The sequence below is a fragment of the Cetobacterium sp. genome (genome assembly GCF_977044495.1).
Genome location: NZ_CDRRQU010000005.1, coordinates 17179 through 31891 on the forward strand (window position 1 = coordinate 17179; position 14713 = coordinate 31891).

The following is a 14713-nucleotide window of genomic DNA, read 5'->3' on the forward strand; positions in this document are numbered from 1 at the left end:
TATGGGGTTAAAAGCAAAAATAAATAAAATTATAAAATTTTCTAATGTTGATGGACCTGGTAATAGAATGGCTATATTTTTTCAAGGTTGCAATTTTAACTGTGAATATTGTCATAATCCAGAAACAATAAACATTTGTAAAGAATGCCTTAATTGTATTGAAATTTGTTCAACTGGAGCTTTAAAAGTAGTTGATTCAAAGATAATTTGGGATAAAAAGTTGTGTTGTGAATGTGATCGATGTACGAAAAGTTGTAAATTTGACTCCTCTCCTAAAGTGAGAGAGTATACGATTGAAGAGTTATTAGCCGAAATTGGTAAAGTGAAGCCTTTTATAAAGGGGATAACAGTGAGTGGAGGAGAGAGTACTCTGCAGTATAAATTTATAGCTAAACTTTTTTATGAAATAAAGAAAAAGTGGTCTGATTTGACTTGTTTTGTAGATACGAATGGAGGACTAAATTTAGATAGTATTGAGTATAGAGAGTTAGTAGAAAATACAGATTATTTTATGTTGGATGTAAAAACTTGGAATAATGAAGAGCATTTGCTTTTAACAGGAAAAAAGATAGATGTGGTTATAAAAAATTTATATTTTTTGAGAGATATAGGAAAGCTATTTGAAGTGAGAAGTGTTATAGTTGCAAATAAGTTAGATAATAGATTGACAGTTGAAAATGTAGCAAAAATTATAGCAGATAAAGATATAAGGTATAAAATAATAAAATATAGGCACTTTGGAGTGAGAGAAAGTATGAAAAAAAATTTACTTTCTCCGACTAATACTGAATTAGAGGAATTAGAAAAGTTAGCTAAAAAAAATGGAGCAAAAAACACCCTAGTTATTTAGGGTGTTTTTTTAATTAAATTTATATCCAAAACTAAGTTGGAAGAGATAACTGCGTGACTCTTGAGCCTTTGAAATATTAAATTTGATAGGTCCTATTAAACTCAGATAACTAAGAGTTATCCCTGCACCTTGGGAGTAATCTTTCCAAAGGACAGGATTGTCATCATCACCAAAAATTTCGTTGGCAAATTTGTATGTAGCAACATCCCAATTGACTCCAATATATAGTTTTTCTATAAGTTTATATTGAACACCAAGACTTACTCCAAAGAGAGAAGATAGATATTTCTCTTGGAAATAGTAGCCACTAAAAGCAAAAGTATTGAGAGACAAATCATCAGACAATCCACCAAGTTTGATATATTTGTCTGGAAGAATATCCTCACCAGTAATATTCCCACCAAATAATTTGGCAGATAAACTTAGTTTCTCAGTGATAGATAAATAATTTGAAGATAGGTAGTTAGTCGATAAAAAGTTTAAATTATCTTTTCCTAAGTTCCCACCCCATCTTTGAGAAAATTCGCCTTTGAAACCTTTGGTAGGAAAAGCAATAGAGTTTGTTTTATCCCAATTGACGTTAAGAAAAATATCTCCATAACTTTTAGAGTATTGTATTGGTGAATCAAAAATGTTTTTTATTTCAGAATCTAAACTAGCATAGTTTAAAGAGGCTCCATATGAGAATAAAAATAGATTGGAATATTGTGTTACAAAAGCACCTTCTAATTTAGTTACTTGACTTTTATAACTACCAATTTTATCTTTATCCTGATATATGAAAAATGGGCTTTCTTTATAGCTAATACTGTTTAGAATACCAACTTTATTTGAGACACCGTAGTATGAGAAATTCTTTAAGTCAAAACCAAGATAGTCACCGAAAGTGGCTTCGATAGTTGATAAACTACCAATTTTACCAAAAGAGTTGATATCGGTTCCAATAGAAAAGGTAGTTCCATAGTCGGTTTGATAATCAACTCCAAGACCAACGATATTGGTAGGATTTTCTTCAATTTGAAGTTTTAAAGTATTATTTTCAAGAGAGTAATAAATCTTGTTAACAAAATTTAAACTATATGTTTTCAGCATTAATTTCTCAAGTATATCGGGATTTACATCAGAGCCTATAGAATTCTTAAAGATTGACTTAATTATTTCCTTATGATTGTCATTTTTAGTTTCAGTAACAATATCGACATTTTCCAGAACAAAGTTATTTTTATATTGAAGCGAGCTTTTTCTTTTATTCTGTTTAGGATTAAGAGCTAATATTTTAGAAATCTGTTCTTCTGCAGCAGATTTTCCCAATGCTTCAATCTCTTTAAAATTGTCGAAATCAGTTGTTTTAAAATCTGAAATATCGGGATCAATAAGTATTGTAGCTAAACTTCTTTGTTTATTGGTAGAACTTGTACTTTGAATAGCAACAATTTGATCGGCAACACTCAAAATATCGTAATCTTCTTTCTTTTGAAGAGAGGTTCCCACATCTACCGCAATAACAATATCAGCTCCTAGATTGAAAGCGTCTTCAACGGGTAAATTTCTAGATAAAAGTCCATCGACGTAGTAACTGTCTTCAATTTTTACAGGGTCAAAAATTGTGGGAATAGATATACTGGCTGTGATAACTTGAGCTAAGTCACCACTACAAAAAGCTTTAGCCTTTCCTGTATTCAAGTCAGTTGCAATAATTTCAAGAGGAATAGGTAGATTTTTAAAATCTCTTGTTCCTTCTACATTCCAAAGAAGATTTTTTAGAGTGAGATAGATCTTTTGAGTATTTCTGATACCTTTTGGCAATGCAAAATTTAGAGAGTTATCGTACTTTAAAGAAAAATTGTAATTCTTCATCATTGACCTTTGATCAATAGAGACATCAGTGAGGTTTGGACTATCGTTAAAAGTTTCTTGCCAGTTGATATCTAAAACTAATTTTTCAATCTGATCTGGAGTATATCCGACGGAGTACAAAGCACCTATAAGAGCTCCCATACTTGTTCCTGTGATGTAGTCAATTTTAATATTATTTTCTTCTAGAATTTTAAGAACACCTATATGGGCAAAACCTTTTGCTCCACCGCCACTCAAAACAAGTCCCACTTTAGGTTGTTTTTTTTCCTCTTTGAACTTTTCAATTTTTCTCTTTTCTAGTTTTTTTATTTTATTTTGTAGAAGTGTTATCTCTTGTTTCAATTTTTCAATTTCAATATCCTCTGGAGAGTGAGAAAAATTGTTCGAAAACACATTGGTAAATATTAGAAAAATTAATAAAAAAAATTTTCTTTTCATCACTCCTCCTTGTAAATTTTATTAAATTCTTTAAAAAAATTTGGAAATGTTTTAGAGACACATTCAGGATTTAAAATCTTTATATTGGGTACTTTAAGCCCAATCAAAGTGAGCGACATAGCCATTCGGTGGTCATCATAAGTTTCCAAAACATTACCACAGTAGTCTTTTAGAGAGCGAGGAACAATTAAAAAGCCATCGTTAAACTCAGTAAAGTAACCATTAATTTTTTGAATTTCATTTTTCAGAGCAGAAATTCTATCAGTTTCTTTTATTCGCATATTTTCAACATCCCAAACTCTAGTGGAGGAAGTAGCAAAAAGAGCTATAATAGCTAGAGTTTGAGCAACATCTGGAATATCATTCATACTTAACTCAACACCCTCATATGTTGGTACACCCTTGACAGTAATGGAGGTGTCATCAAAAGCGAGAATATTTAGACCTAAATTTTTTAAGATATCTAAAAATTTAGAGTCTCCTTGAATACTATTTTTAAAAAAATTATTTAACGTAACAGTTGAATTGGCAATTAAAGCCATCGCTAGAAAATATGATGCAGAAGACATATCGCCTTCAATTAAATATTCATCTATGTTGTATTCCTGTGGAAATATGTGAACTAAATTTTTATTATAAGTAAAATTAGCTCCAAAATCCTTCATCATAGCTAAGGTCATATCTATATATGGTTTTGAAACGATTCTTCCCATAAATTCAATCTCTATCGAGTTTCTAAAATTAGGAGCAGCCATAAGAATTGAAGATATATATTGACTACTTTTACTTCCATCAATTTTTACATATTTTGCAGAAACTCCTTTAGAAGTTATACGAATTGGAGGGAAACCAAAATTACTTAAGTATTCTACTTCAACTCCAAGTTGAATCAAAGAATCGACTAAATCTTTGATAGGTCTTTGGTTCATACGTTCATTTCCATATAGAGTAGCAGTTCCAGTTCCAGTAGCTAAATAGGAACTTAAAAATCTCATAGCAGTTCCAGCATTTCCAATATATAAGTTTAAATTGCTATATTTTGGATTTTTATTTCCTATAATTTTAAGAGTTTTACTTATTTCATCAATTTCGATACTATTATTTAAAGCCCTCAGGGCGTCAATCATATATTTGGTATCATCACTTAGGAGAATATTTTTTAAAATCACAGTTTTTCCAGAAAGAGCTGAAAGAATGAGAGCTCTATTTGTTATTGACTTCGAGCCTGGAATATCGACTGTAACATTGAAATTAGATATTGGTTTTGGTTGGAAATAGTTCATTAAAAATTTCAACTCCTTTAATAAAATGTATTTAGATTATATCAATTTTTATGTAAAATTAATATAAGAAAAATATTCTTTTTACCGGTACAAGCAAATTGACAAAATATTAAATAAGGGGTATAATTACCCTAAAAGTTTAGTGAGGCTATAAACTATATGTAGTTTGGAGGAATTGTATGGAAATGAAAGATATAATAGAGATGGTTAACTATTTTTCTGATCAAGCGAAAAAAAGAGAGCTAACGGCTGAAGAAAAGCTTGAGAGAGAAAAATATAGAAAGTTATATTTAGAGCAATTTAAAGCACAAGTAAAACAAAAGTTGGATAACATCGAAATTGTCGATGAATCAAAGATAATATAAGGGGGGACAAATAATGAAACAATTAGTTAAAACTCTTTATAGAGAAACAGAAAAATATTTAGGACAAGAAGTAGAGTTATCAGGTTGGGTAAGAAAAATAAGATCCCAAAAGAACTTTGGATTTATAGAGTTAAATGATGGAAGTTTTTTCAAAGGTGTACAGATAGTGTTTGATACAAACCTACCAAATTTTGATGAAATCTCTAGACTTTCAATATCATCATCAATAATAGTGAAAGGAACAGTAGTTAATTCTCAAGGAGCAGGGCAAAATTTTGAAATCCAAGCTAAAGAGATTGAAATTTTTCAAAAGGCTGACTTGAATTATCCATTACAGAATAAAAGACACTCTTTTGAGTTTTTAAGAACAATTGCGCATTTAAGACCTAGAACGAACACATTTTCTGCGGTATTTAGAGTGAGATCGGTTTTAGCTTATGCAATTCATAAGTTTTTTCAAGAAAATGGTTTTGTATACACACATACACCAATTATTACAGGATCGGACTGTGAAGGTGCAGGAGAGATGTTTAGAGTAACAACTCTTGATTTGAAGGATGTTCCTAAAAATGAAGATGGGAATATTGATGTAACAAAAGATTTTTTTGGAAAAGAGACTAACTTAACAGTGAGTGGACAATTAAATGGTGAGACTTATTGTTCAGCATTCAGAAATATATATACATTTGGACCGACATTCAGGGCGGAACAATCTAACACATCAAGACACGCTGCTGAATTTTGGATGATAGAGCCAGAAATAGCTTTCGCAGATTTAGAAGGTAATATGGAACTGGCAGAGGCAATGGTAAAATATATTATTAGATATGTGATGGATGAATGTCCAGAAGAGATGGAGTTTTTTAATCAATTTATTGAAAAGGGATTGTTTGACAAATTAAATAATGTGTTGAACAACGAATTTGGAAGAGTTACATATACAGAGGCTATTGATATTTTAATGAAATCTGGGAAAAAATTTGATTATCCTGTTAAATGGGGAATTGATTTACAGAGTGAGCACGAGAGATTTTTATCAGAAGAATATTTTAAAAGACCAGTGTTTGTTACAGACTATCCAAAGGAGATAAAAGCTTTCTACATGAAGTTAAATGAAGATGGAAAGACAGTGAGAGCAATGGATTTACTTGCTCCAGGAATTGGAGAGATAATAGGTGGTTCCCAAAGAGAGGACAATCTAGAGTTATTAGAAGAAAGAATGTCAGAAGCTGGATTAAGTGTAGAAGATTATGGATTCTACTTAGATTTAAGAAGATTTGGAAGTTTTCCTCATTCAGGATACGGATTAGGATTTGAGAGAATGATTATGTATATAACAGGGATAACAAATATAAGAGATGTAATACCATTCCCAAGAACTCCGAATAATGCTGAGTTTTAATTATTGAGGAATAAGGATGATATTAGAAATACTAATTTTTCTAGTTTTTATTTCACTACTTTTTTATGTTGTAACATATCCATATAATTTTAAGTTAAATAGAAAATTGATGAGAGTTCTTAGTTTTCCTCAAGTTGAAAAAATAATGAATCCTAAGGTCAAGTATCGAGAATTTTCAAATAAAGAGTTATCAGATGAATTAATCTTGGAAGAGAAATATTTAAAGACTAAATACACTGCTGAAAATATGAAAGTACTAATATTAAGACCAAAGGTGATGTCCGAAACTCCCTTATGTTTAGTTTTATTGCATGGGATAAGGGATAAGGCCGAGGATTGGATATATAAAGCAAAATTGCGTGAAAATTATTTGACTTTAAAAAAGGGAGGAAGAGTAAAGGATATCGTATTTATTCTTCCTGACTCTGGATACAATGGAGAAAGTTGGTATACCAATTTTTACAATGATAAATCTCACCAATATGAAGAATTTTTTTCAAAAGATTTAACTAGTTTTATAGAGCAAGAATACCCTAACTCAAAAAAAGGGATAGGAGGATTCTCTATGGGAGGATATGGTGCATTAAAAATAGGACTTAAAAATCTAGAATCATATGATGTTATAGCTAGTTTCTCAGGTGCTATAAGTTTAATAAGAATGAGTATAAATCGTAGGGTTATGAGAATTTTTAGATATCTATATGTGCCAAGTTTTCTATTCAATGATGTAAATAAGGCTCACTTTATGAAAGTATTTAGTCCTTGGGGATATAAAATTTTAAAAAATGATCCATATAGCATTATAAAAAAGACCAATCCTGAAAGATATAAGAGAAATAAATTTTATTTAAGCGTTGGTTCGGAGGATAAAAAACCTTATTTAATGCTTCAACAATGGCTGGATGTAGTGGGTAGAGCTAAAAGATATGAGTTAAATTTTAAAGGAAAAATTTACGAGAATGAATATCATACATGGGAATATATATCAAAAGATATATATAATTTTTTAGTGTTTTTTACAGAGGAAACAAAAAAAAGGAAGTAGATGCAATGAAATACTTGTTGCCGTTGAGTATGTTATTATTTACAGGGTGTTTTTCATTGGGCGTTAAAGGAGAATATAAGAACTATCAAAATGATTTCTATGGTATGGTAGCAAAACCTTTTAAAGAAAGTGAGAGACAAGAGTTAGAGACTCAATTTAAAGACTTGAAAACAAAAGTTTCAGATAGTGATTATTCAAAAAAAGAAAAAGAGAAGCTAGAAAGTGGTATAGAGTACTATTTGATGATTCTGGAAGATTTGAAAGATTAGAGACTTGAGTAAAAAACTCAAGTCTCTTTTTTAGTTTATTTTAAATAGATGATTCATCTTCTCTCTCTTTGTTTTCAAATAATTGGAGTTACAACTATTTGAGGGGAATTCAATATGAGTTCTATGATTAATCTGTATACCATATTTTTTTAAATCATCTATTTTTTTCGGATTATTGGTCATTAAGTTGACACTTTTTATATTCAAAAGTTTTATCATTTGAGCAGCTACAGCGAAATCTCTTAAATCTGGATCGAATCCTAGTAGTGTATTAGCTTCGACTGTATCTTTACCCTGAGCTTGAAGATTGTAGGCTTTTATTTTATTAAGAAGACCGATACCCCTGCCCTCTTGTCTCATGTATAAAAGAACACCTGAGCCATTATTGACGATATTTTCAAGAGCTTTATCAAGCTGACTCCCACAATCACACTTCAATGAACCAAAAGCATCGCCTGTTAAACATTCTGAATGAACACGTAGAAGTACATTTTCTTGATTTTCAACATTTCCGTATACTAATGCAACGTGTTCTTTATAGTCAATAGTATTTGAAAAACCAATTAATCTAAAAGTTCCGTGTTTGGTAGGTAAAGGAGCCTCACAAACCAACTTAGTTTGAAATTCATTTTTCTTTCTATATTCAATTAAATCTTCAATTGTTATCATCTTTAAATTGTGAAATTTACAAAATTCAATTAAGTCAGGAACACGTGCCATCTCTCCATCATCTTTTATAATTTCACAAATTACACCACAACCGTTAAACCCTGCTAATTTGGCAAGATCAACAGAAGCTTCAGTGTGTCCGGGACGTTCAATTACACCGCCTTTTTTAGCAATTAGAGGAAAGATATGACCAGGTTTTTTAAAGTCACTACCTGATTTGGAGTTAAAAGATAAATCTTTTATTGTATTATATCTATCTTCAACAGAGATTCCAGTAGTAGTCCCTACCAGAGAGTCAACAGAAACAGTAAAAGCAGTTTGGTGCGAATCACTATTATTAAAAACCATAGGAACTAAATCGAGTTCTTTAGCTCTTTTTTCTTCAAGAGGGACACATACTAACCCTCTTCCGTACTTTATCATGAAGTTAATATTTTCTTTAGAAATAATATCTCCAACTCCTACAAGGTCTCCCTCGTTTTCTCTATTTTCATTATCTACAACAACTATTAATTTACCATTTTTTAAATCATTAATAGCGTCTTCTATTTTACTAAACACATTATCCTCCTTAATATTAGAAAAATCCATTTTCAGCTAAAAAGCTTTTTGAAATATTTGAATTAGATTTTTCATCTGTTTTTTCTCTGCTCAGGAGTAGCTTCTCAAGATGTTTTCCAATTAAATCAGTCTCTACATTTACAATATCTCCCACATTTTTAAAACCTAAGGTTATTGATTTTTGAGTGTGTGGAATCAACGAAACAGTCAAAGTTGAATCTGTTAATGAAGCGACAGTTAAACTAGCTCCATCAAGGGTAATTCGACCCTTATAAACAACATATTTCATAAATTCCAAAGGGATTTTAATTGTATATTTTTTTGCAAATCCATCATTGATCACGGAAATAATCTCTCCGCAACAATCAACATCACCTGTAACAAGATGCCCACCTAAAAAAGATTGTAGAGTTAAAGATTTTTCTAAATTGACCAAACTTCCAACTTTCAAATTTTTCAAAGAGGAGACTGTTAAAGATTCGTTCATTATATTAGCTGTAAAAGTTTTATTAGATAACTTTACGATAGTTAAACAAACTCCATTTGTGGCAATACTATCGCCAACTCTTGCTTTTTTTAGGACTTTATCACAGGATATAGTTATATTTGCACCCTGTGGAGTTTTATCAATAGAAACCACCTTTCCAAGTTCTTCGATTAAACCGGTAAACATTCTCCCTCCTTATAAAACTCAAATCCAACATTATTATCATAAAGGTTTATTTTTATATTTTTTAAAGTGATTCCTTCATCAATATTAAGAGGAGAGAAACCATTTAAAAATGGAATCGCTAAACTATCTCCTAAAATTTTTGGAGCAACCATAATTTCACCTCCATCATAGAGATTTTCTTTAAAAAATGACGAAATAACTCCTGATCCACCTTCAATTAGGATAGAATCAATATTAAGAGACCCTATTTTTTTTAAGATATCTTTTAAATTTTCATTTTCTGAAAAAGTTATAAATTTTACTGAAAATTTTTCTATTAATAGCTGAAATTTTGCAGAGTCAATGTTTTTTTCAGAGGTGATAATAAATGTTTTTTGATCTTCGTTATTAGCTATTATACGATATTTATCTGAGACAACTAAATCTTTATCTAAAATGAATCTATAAGGATTACGATTTTCATTAACTTTACATCTAAGAGATGGGTTATCTTGAAGAATAGTGTTAGCTCCAACTAAAATCCCAGAAAAAAAATTTCTATATTTTTCTACTTTATTTCGAGCCAAAAAGTTTGTAATCCATTGAGAAGAAAATGTTTGAGTAGCTATTTTTCCATCAAGAGTAATTCCAGCTTTTATAAAAATATATGGAATTTTTTCTTTAATATATTTAAAAAAAACTTTATTTAAGTTTTTAGCTTCTTTTTCTAAGACACCTATGATAACTTCAATACCAGCTTCTTGTAGTTGTTTTACCCCACGTCCACTGACTAAAGGATTGGGATCTAATGTTGCAATTATACATTTTTTTATTTTAGATTTAATGATAAGGTCTGTACAAGGTGGTGTTTTTCCATGGTGGGAACACGGTTCTAAAGTAACATAGAGAGTACAATCTTCAGGATTTTTTGATTTATTTATCACATTGACCTCAGCATGAGGACCACCGTAAAACTCGTGATATCCTACAGCTATAATCTTGTTATCTTTAACAAGAACAGCACCAACAAGTGGATTAGGATTGACACTTCCTATACCCTTTTTAGCCTCATTAAGAGCTATTTCCATAAAGTAATTGTGCATAGTTATGCCTCTGAAATACTTTTGATAAGATTGACAGTTTCAATTGCAGAAAGTCCAGCTTCAAACCCTTTATTTCCAGCTTTTGTCCCAGCTCTCTCAATAGCTTCTTCAATTGAATTAACTGTCAATACACCAAAAATAACAGGAGTTCCAGAATCTAAGGAGATTGAAGCAACACCTTTAGAGACCTCTGAACAAACGTAGTCGAAGTGAGGAGTAGCTCCTCTAATTACAGCGCCAAGCGCTATAACAACGTCAAATTTTTTAGTTTCAACCATTTTTTTTGCAATAAGAGGAATTTCAAAAGCCCCAGGGACCCATGAAACGTGTATATTTTCTTCATTGACTGAATGTCTTCTTAAAGCATCAATTGAACCAGATAGAAGTTTAGATACAATGAACTCATTGAATCTAGCACAAACAATACCTACCTTTAAATTTTCACCTATAAAATTTCCTTCATAAATTTTTACCATTTTAGTCCTCCTCAAATTTTTTATAAAAAAAAACCGAAGATAGACTTCGGGCTTAAAATCAAATAAATTAGAAAATTGTGCATAAAAAAAACACTTCTTCCATCCAGACTATACTGTCGGTTTTGGAGTTTCACCAAATCAAACCCGAAGGTTTCGCGGACTATAACCGCCGGTCGGGAATTACTAATCAAAAGTTCACCCTGCCCTGAAGTTTATCTATCATATTTTATTGTCATTGAGTTGATTATAAATCATTAAGAGTTATCTTGTCAATAAAATTATTTGTATTTTTTATTTAATGCTTTTATAATAGCAAAAGTTTCAAGGTCAAAAATACCATCTACTTTTCTAGGTCTAAAGTGCATTTGAAAAGCAGAGATTACTTTTTTACTTTGTAAATCCCAAGTATCAGTTGAATTGACATCATATCCATATTTACGTAATTCATCTTTTAAATCTTTAATCGAATGTGCTTTAAAAAGTTTTTCCGAATAAAAAGTATTGAAATCATCTTTTTCAAACCAAGCTCCTACCTCATATTGATCATAAAGATGTTTCCATGGAAATTTAGGACCTGGATCAAATTTTCTAGTAGGAGCAATATCAGAATGTCCTAAAATATATTTAGGATTAATTTTGTATTTAGTAGTAAGCTCTTTTAATAACATTCCGATTTTAAAAATTTGAGCATCATTATAGGGATAAAACATTGTTACATCAACAACACCTTCTTTTAAATTTGCTGTTTTTTGTTTACTAGCACTTGAGTACCCTAGATTAGAGATTTCAATTCCAATTGAGTTGTCGTTTAGATTCTTATAGCCATCAAAGGAACTAACTCCAGCGTGCCAAGCTCTTTGAGTGTCAGGGACTAAAGAATAAACGGAATCGTGTTGTTCTTGGGTAACCAAGTAATGGGAACTAACATCATTTTTTGTCAGAGCAATGATTGAACGTTCATCATTCAAAGCGGTGTAGTGTAAAATAACAAATCTAATTCTGTCGTTATAAGATTTTGATTTGTATTTGGATGAATTAACACTGTATCTTAGCGATGTGCACGAAGATAAAACAAGAGTTAAAAGTAAAAAAACTGTTTTTTTAATCATATTAAAAACATCCTTTCCTTTGGTATGATTTGATTATATACTAAATTGTCAAAAAAATCCAAAAAAACCTAAAAAACATTTGAAATTAATTGGTTTATATGATATAAATGACTGTACTTAATTACAATAATAGAAGCATTTTAGGAGGAAAATATAATGACAAAAAAAGAATTCGCAAAAGTATTATTTGAAAAAGGTGTATTCTCTTCAAAAGCTGAAGCAGAAAGAAAGTTAGATTCAGTTCTAGTTACAATAGAGGAGACTTTACAAGCTGGAGAGGAAATTAACTTCATTGGATGGGGAAAATTTGAGGTAGTTGAGAGACCTGAGAGAACAGGAAGAAACCCTAAGACTGGAGAAGAAATTAAAATAGAAGCTAAGAAAACTGTAAAGTTTAAAGCTGGAAAATCTTTAGTAGATAAAATGAACTAATATTTTAGTTACTTGAGCCGAGATTGATTCTCGGCTTTTTTTATATCTTTTGGAAATCACTATTGACTTATTGAGAAATATTAGCTATATAAGTACTAACGTAAAAAATCTCTTAAAATAGGAGGAACAATTATGATTAGTTATGAAATGAGTGAGATAAGAAATATAACTCTTTTGGGGCATCGTGGCAGCGGAAAAAGTAGCTTAGTAGAGGCCATGCTATACATATCTAATACAACCCCTAAGATGGGGAGTGTTGACTCTCAAACAAGTGTATCAGATTTTGATAAGGAGGAAATGAAACAGGGATTTTCAATTAATACGTCAGTCATACCTCTTGAGTATTTAGGTCATAAATATAATATACTAGACACGCCCGGTTATTCAGATTTTTCAGGTGAGGTTTCGTCAGCTTTAGCAGTTTCAGGAGGAGCAGTTTTAGTTATCAATGGAGCAGCAGGAGTAGAAATTGGGACGGAAAGAGCATGGAGATTACTTGAAGAAGCAGGTATTCCAAGAATTATTTTTATCAATAAAATGAATAAAGGAGTTCATAACTATGAGAAACTTCTTTATGATATGAAAGAAAAATTTGGAAAAAAAGTGGCACCATTTTGTATACCAATAGGATTTGAAGAGGAGTTTAAGGGATTTGTAAATGTTATAGATTTAAAAGGAAGAATTTTTAATGGAGAATCCTGTGAAGATACTCCAATTCCAGAGGATATAGATGTATCAGAGGTGAGAAATCTATTATTGGAAGCTATTGCTGAAACTGATGAAAATCTTTTGAATAAATATTTTTCAGGAGAGGACTTTACAGAAGAGGAGATTAAGAAAGGATTACATAATGGAGTTGTTAATGGAGAGATTGTTCCTGTTATTATCGGATCAGCAAGTAATGGAATAGGTGTAAGAACTCTTTTTGAAATGCTATATAACTATTTACCTACACCTTTAGAGGTAAATGGAGGTATAAAAGTAGGTTATACGACAAATAAAAGTGAAATGTTAACAAGAAAAGTTTCAGTAGATGAACCATTTTCTGCGGTTATATTCAAAACAATAGTGGACCCATATATGGGGAAAATATCATTGTTTAAGGTCAATTCAGGAGTTATTAAAAAAGATGATGAGGTATTGATATCAAATAAAGGAATTAAGGTAAAAGTTGGGAATATCTCATTTTTCAGAGGTGGAAAGCAATTACCAGCGGAAGAGGTTAGAGCAGGTGATATAGGCGCTATGACTAAGATTCAAGAAGCTCAAACAGGCGATACGCTATGTGACAAAGATAACTCCATTTTGTATCAAGTGATAGAGTTTCCAAAACCGTGCTTATATATGTCAATTGTTCCGAAAGAGAAGAGTGATGATGATAAATTAAGTGGAGCTTTGCAAAGATTAATGGATGAGGATCCATCATTTTCAATAGGAAGAAACTACGAAACTAAGGAGTTAATAATCGGAGGGCAGGGAGAAAAGCATTTGAATATACTTCTTAATAAGCTTGAAAATAAATTCGGAGTAAATGCCATATTAAAAGAACCAGAAATATCGTATAGGGAGACAATAAAAAATAGTGTCGAAGCTCAAGGCAGACACAAAAAACAATCTGGAGGAGCTGGACAATTTGGAGAGGTATTTATAAAATTTGAACCAAATAGTGATGAATTTGGTTTTTATGATAATATTCATGGCGGAGTGGTCCCAAAAACATATATTCCAGCGGTAGAAAAAGGGTTACTAGAGGCAAAAAATAAGGGGAGGTTAGCTGGTTATCCAGTGATTAATATAAAAGCGACACTGTATGACGGATCTTACCATCCTGTGGATTCAAATGAAATTTCATTTAAACAAGCCGCTATATTGGCATTTAGAAAAGGAATGGAGACAGCTAATTGTGTAATATTAGAACCAATTGTAAAAATGGAGATAGTAGCTCCAGATGAATATATAGGGGATATTATGGGAGATATGAATAAAAGAAGAGGAAGAATCTTAGGAATGGAACCAAAAGCTTATTCTGAACAACTTTTGACTGTTGAGGTTCCAGAAAGTGAGATATTAAAGTATGCAATAGATTTAAAATCACTGACTCAAGGTAGAGGAAGATTCGAGTATAGTTTCTTAAAATATGTGGAGCTTCAAGAAAATTTAGCACAAAAGATAATTGAAATAAGAAAAAATAAATAGACAAAA

Annotated in this window: 14 protein-coding genes and 1 riboswitch; of the genes, 7 read left to right on the plus strand and 7 right to left on the minus strand. The window is 31.0% G+C overall.

Annotated elements, in window-relative coordinates; genetic code table 11:
- Window position 1 precedes the first annotated feature (1 nt).
- Window positions 2–850: a YjjW family glycine radical enzyme activase gene (locus tag ACWI69_RS02105; RefSeq protein ID WP_448820204.1), complete on the plus strand. Its 849-nt coding sequence runs from the start codon at window positions 2–4 to the stop codon at window positions 848–850.
- 9 nt (window positions 851–859) lie between these two features.
- Here ACWI69_RS02105 and ACWI69_RS02110 read toward each other — a convergent pair whose 3' ends face one another.
- Together ACWI69_RS02110 and aroA are read right to left on the minus strand one after the other, a co-directional pair.
- Window positions 860–3145, minus strand: coding sequence for a patatin-like phospholipase family protein (locus ACWI69_RS02110; RefSeq protein ID WP_448820205.1), 2286 nt, complete (start codon window positions 3143–3145; stop codon window positions 860–862).
- Window positions 3145–4428, minus strand: a complete 1284-nt coding sequence (gene aroA / locus ACWI69_RS02115; protein ID WP_448820206.1) for a 3-phosphoshikimate 1-carboxyvinyltransferase — start codon at window positions 4426–4428, stop codon at window positions 3145–3147. Before aroA ends, ACWI69_RS02110 begins: the two co-directional genes overlap by 1 nt.
- A 179-nt stretch (window positions 4429–4607) precedes the next feature.
- Here aroA and ACWI69_RS02120 point away from each other — a divergent pair, with 179 nt between their 5' ends.
- Genes ACWI69_RS02120 through ACWI69_RS02135 form a run of 4 tightly spaced genes read left to right on the plus strand, consistent with a single transcriptional unit; the run spans window position 4608 to window position 7509 of the window.
- Window positions 4608–4793 (plus strand): DUF896 domain-containing protein, encoded by a 186-nt coding sequence (locus tag ACWI69_RS02120; RefSeq protein WP_448820207.1) that lies wholly within the window; start codon window positions 4608–4610, stop codon window positions 4791–4793.
- 13 nt (window positions 4794–4806) lie between these two features.
- Window positions 4807–6195, plus strand: a complete 1389-nt coding sequence (gene asnS, locus ACWI69_RS02125) for an asparagine--tRNA ligase (protein ID WP_448820208.1) — start codon at window positions 4807–4809, stop codon at window positions 6193–6195.
- Between the two features lie 16 nt (window positions 6196–6211).
- Complete coding sequence (locus ACWI69_RS02130) at window positions 6212–7240, plus strand: alpha/beta hydrolase (protein WP_448820209.1); 1029 nt, start codon at window positions 6212–6214, stop codon at window positions 7238–7240.
- Between the two features lie 5 nt (window positions 7241–7245).
- Complete coding sequence (locus tag ACWI69_RS02135) at window positions 7246–7509, plus strand: hypothetical protein (RefSeq protein WP_448820210.1); 264 nt, start codon at window positions 7246–7248, stop codon at window positions 7507–7509.
- A gap of 30 nt (window positions 7510–7539) precedes the next feature.
- Here the strand turns inward: ACWI69_RS02135 and ACWI69_RS02140 are convergent, their stop codons facing one another.
- The 5 genes from ACWI69_RS02140 to ACWI69_RS02160 all read right to left on the minus strand — a co-directional run bounded on the left by ACWI69_RS02140 (window position 7540) and on the right by ACWI69_RS02160 (window position 12079).
- Window positions 7540–8739: a bifunctional 3,4-dihydroxy-2-butanone-4-phosphate synthase/GTP cyclohydrolase II gene (locus ACWI69_RS02140; RefSeq protein ID WP_448820211.1), complete on the minus strand. Its 1200-nt coding sequence runs from the start codon at window positions 8737–8739 to the stop codon at window positions 7540–7542.
- Between the two features lie 16 nt (window positions 8740–8755).
- Window positions 8756–9412: a riboflavin synthase gene (locus ACWI69_RS02145; RefSeq protein WP_448820212.1), complete on the minus strand. Its 657-nt coding sequence runs from the start codon at window positions 9410–9412 to the stop codon at window positions 8756–8758.
- A complete protein-coding gene (gene ribD, locus ACWI69_RS02150; RefSeq protein ID WP_448820213.1) occupies window positions 9397–10494 on the minus strand; it encodes a bifunctional diaminohydroxyphosphoribosylaminopyrimidine deaminase/5-amino-6-(5-phosphoribosylamino)uracil reductase RibD in 1098 nt (365 codons plus the stop codon). Before ribD ends, ACWI69_RS02145 begins: the two co-directional genes overlap by 16 nt.
- 2 nt (window positions 10495–10496) lie before the next feature.
- Window positions 10497–10970: a 6,7-dimethyl-8-ribityllumazine synthase gene (ribH, locus tag ACWI69_RS02155; protein ID WP_448820214.1), complete on the minus strand. Its 474-nt coding sequence runs from the start codon at window positions 10968–10970 to the stop codon at window positions 10497–10499.
- An 87-nt stretch (window positions 10971–11057) separates the two neighbouring features.
- A riboswitch (FMN riboswitch) is annotated at window positions 11058–11187 on the minus strand.
- Between the two features lie 61 nt (window positions 11188–11248).
- Window positions 11249–12079 carry an N-acetylmuramoyl-L-alanine amidase gene (locus tag ACWI69_RS02160; RefSeq protein WP_448820215.1) on the minus strand — a complete coding sequence of 277 codons (831 nt, stop codon included), beginning with the start codon at window positions 12077–12079 and terminating at the stop codon, window positions 11249–11251.
- Window positions 12080–12235: 156 nt separating this feature from the next.
- On the opposite strand from ACWI69_RS02160, the gene ACWI69_RS02165 reads away from it, so the two are divergent.
- Complete coding sequence (locus tag ACWI69_RS02165) at window positions 12236–12511, plus strand: HU family DNA-binding protein (RefSeq protein ID WP_023049818.1); 276 nt, start codon at window positions 12236–12238, stop codon at window positions 12509–12511.
- A 132-nt stretch (window positions 12512–12643) separates the two neighbouring features.
- Window positions 12644–14707, plus strand: a complete 2064-nt coding sequence (gene fusA, locus ACWI69_RS02170; RefSeq protein WP_448820216.1) for an elongation factor G — start codon at window positions 12644–12646, stop codon at window positions 14705–14707.
- The last annotated feature ends 6 nt before the right edge of the window (window positions 14708–14713 follow it).